This window comes from Streptomyces sp. NPDC057543, assembly GCF_042801895.1.
Classification (GTDB): Bacteria; Actinomycetota; Actinomycetes; order Streptomycetales; family Streptomycetaceae; genus Streptomyces.
Genome location: NZ_JBHVFF010000539.1, coordinates 1 through 2,316 on the forward strand (window position 1 = coordinate 1; position 2,316 = coordinate 2,316).

Genomic DNA, 2,316 nt, shown 5'->3' on the forward strand with positions numbered 1-2,316 from the left:
CCACCTATAACTACACTCTACGAGTCGTCGGCCGGGACAGTTGTTTAAAAGCCACCGCCACAACCCCCCCCCCCCCGGGTCGCTGCGCCGCACCGCGGCGCGCCCCAGCGACGAGGGCCGGCGGCTGGACGAGCTGGCGCACAGCTCGCTGAGCGTGCGGGCCAGCTTCACGGCGTCGTACAACGCGCTGCCCGAGGATGCCCGCGAGGCGCTCCGCTGCCTGGCCCACCTGACGGTGCCCGAGTTCGACGCCCATCTGGCCTGCCCGGTACTCGGCAAGGACTTCGCCACCGTCGAGGACGCCTGCGAGCAGCTGGTGGAGGCCCACTTCCTGAGCGTGGCCGAACCCGCGGGGGCCAACCTCCCCACCCGCTACCGTCTCGACGGCCTGCAACGCAGCTTCGCCCAGGAACTCAGCTCCGGCCGGGCGGGCGCCCTGGACGAAGCCGTCCATCTGCCCATCTGACGCGGCCCACCTGGGAATACACCCGCGGTCAAGACGCACTCCAGTCCAGCGCCCATCCCGGTGTCGGAGAGTCATTTCCGAAGCCACCTACGCGACAGGGCAGGAAGGAGTGGGACCGCAATGACGCCTCCGGACACTCCCCAGGCCGTGCTGCCGGACCTCGGCAGGACCGACGCGGAACCCCGGCCACCGACACCGGCGCGCGCACCCACGATGGTCGAACTGGCCGACGATCTCGCCACCCGCAGGGCGCAGGCCCACTTCGGTCACGACCCGGACGCCGACGCCCGCCACCTCTCCAAGGGCAAGCTGCTGGCCCGCCAGCGCATCGAGGAACTGCTCGACCCGGGCACGTTCACCGAGCTGGGGCTGTTCGCCGAGCACCGGGCGGTGGGCTTCGGCATGGAGGACTCGCATCCCGAGGGCGACGGCGTGATCACGGGCTGGGGCGAGGTCGACGGCCGTACGGTCTTCGTCTTCGCTCACGACGCCCGGGTGCGCGGCGGCGCGCTGGGCGCGACGTTCGCCGCGAAGATCCACCAGCTGCTCGACTTCGCCGACTCCGTCGGTGCCCCGGTCGTCGGCCTCAACGACGGTGGCGGCGCACGGATCCAGGAGGGCATCGACGCCCTGGCCGGCTTCGGCAAGCTCTTCGCCCGTAACGTCCGCGCCTCGGGCGTGGTGCCGCAGATCAGCGTCGTGCTCGGCTCCTGCGCGGGCGGCGCCGTCTACTCGCCGGCGCTGACCGACTTCACGTTCATGGTCGAGGGCATGGCCAACATGTTCATCACCGGGCCCGACGTGGTGCACGCGGTGACGGGCGAGAAGGTCACGCACGAGGAGCTCGGCGGCGCGTACACCCACGGCACCCGCACCGGCGTGGCGAGTTTCGTGGCCCCGGACGAGGAGTTCTGCTTCGAGGGCGTACGGGAACTGCTCTCCTACCTGCCGTCGAACAACGCCGAGACGCCGCCGTACACCAGGCCCCAGGACGATCCGAACCGGCGTTGCGAGGAACTGCTGCGGCTGGTGCCGGTCGACGACCGGGCGCCGTACGACATCAGGACGGTCATCGGCCACATCGTCGACGACGGCGACTACCTGGAGATCCAGGAGAGCTGGGCGCCGAACATCGTGTGCGCCCTGGCCCGCCTGGACGGCCACACGGTCGGCATCGTGGGCAACCAGCCCGCCGCCATGGCGGGGGTGCTGGACATCGACTCCTCGGAGAAGGCCGCCCGGTTCGTGCGCACCTGCGACGCGTTCAACATCCCGCTCGTGACGCTGGTCGACGTGCCGGGGTTCATGCCCGGCACCGACCAGGAGCACAACGCGATCATCAGGCGCGGCGCGAAGCTCCTGTACGCGTACTGCGAGGCGACCGTGCCGCGCGTGCAGGTCATCCTGCGCAAGGCGTTCGGCGGCGCGTACATCGTCATGGACTCCAAGTCGATCGGCTCCGACCTGTCGTTCGCCTGGCCGTCCAACCAGACGGCCGTGATGGGCGCCGACGGCGCGGCCAACATCATCTTCCGCCGGCAGCTGCGCGCGGCGGCGGAGCCGGAGAAGCTGCGCCGGGAGCTGGTCGCCGAATACACCGAGCAGCTGATGAACCCCTTCGTCGCCGCACAGCGCGGACACGTCGACGACGTCATCGACCCGGCGGACACCCGGCGGGTGCTGATCAAGTCCCTGGACATGCTGCGCACCAAACGGGCCCGGCAGCCCGTCCGCAAGCACGGGAACGAGCCGCTGTGAGCGCGCCGGGGACCGCCCCGCTGACGGTGCTGCGGGGCAACCCCACACCGGAGGAACTGGCCGGGCTGCTGGTCGTGCTCGCCGCGCTGCGC

At 70.8% G+C, this 2,316-nt stretch carries 3 protein-coding genes; all 3 read left to right on the top strand.

The genetic code is table 11. From position 1 onward, the window contains the following. Positions 1-154: 154 nt before the first annotated feature. Entirely contained in the window at positions 155-466 is a 312-nt protein-coding gene (locus tag ACFU8Q_RS41040) for a hypothetical protein (protein WP_384465186.1), read from the top strand. A 120-nt stretch (positions 467-586) separates the two neighbouring features. Continuing rightward, the gene (locus tag ACFU8Q_RS41045; protein WP_384465188.1) at positions 587-2,224 is read left to right on the top strand and encodes an acyl-CoA carboxylase subunit beta; all 1,638 of its coding nucleotides are present in this window, start codon (positions 587-589) and stop codon (positions 2,222-2,224) included. 26 nt (positions 2,225-2,250) lie between these two features. Further along, the coding region (locus tag ACFU8Q_RS41050; protein ID WP_384465191.1) for an acyl-CoA carboxylase subunit epsilon at positions 2,251-2,316 on the top strand (66 nt) is incomplete at its 3' end.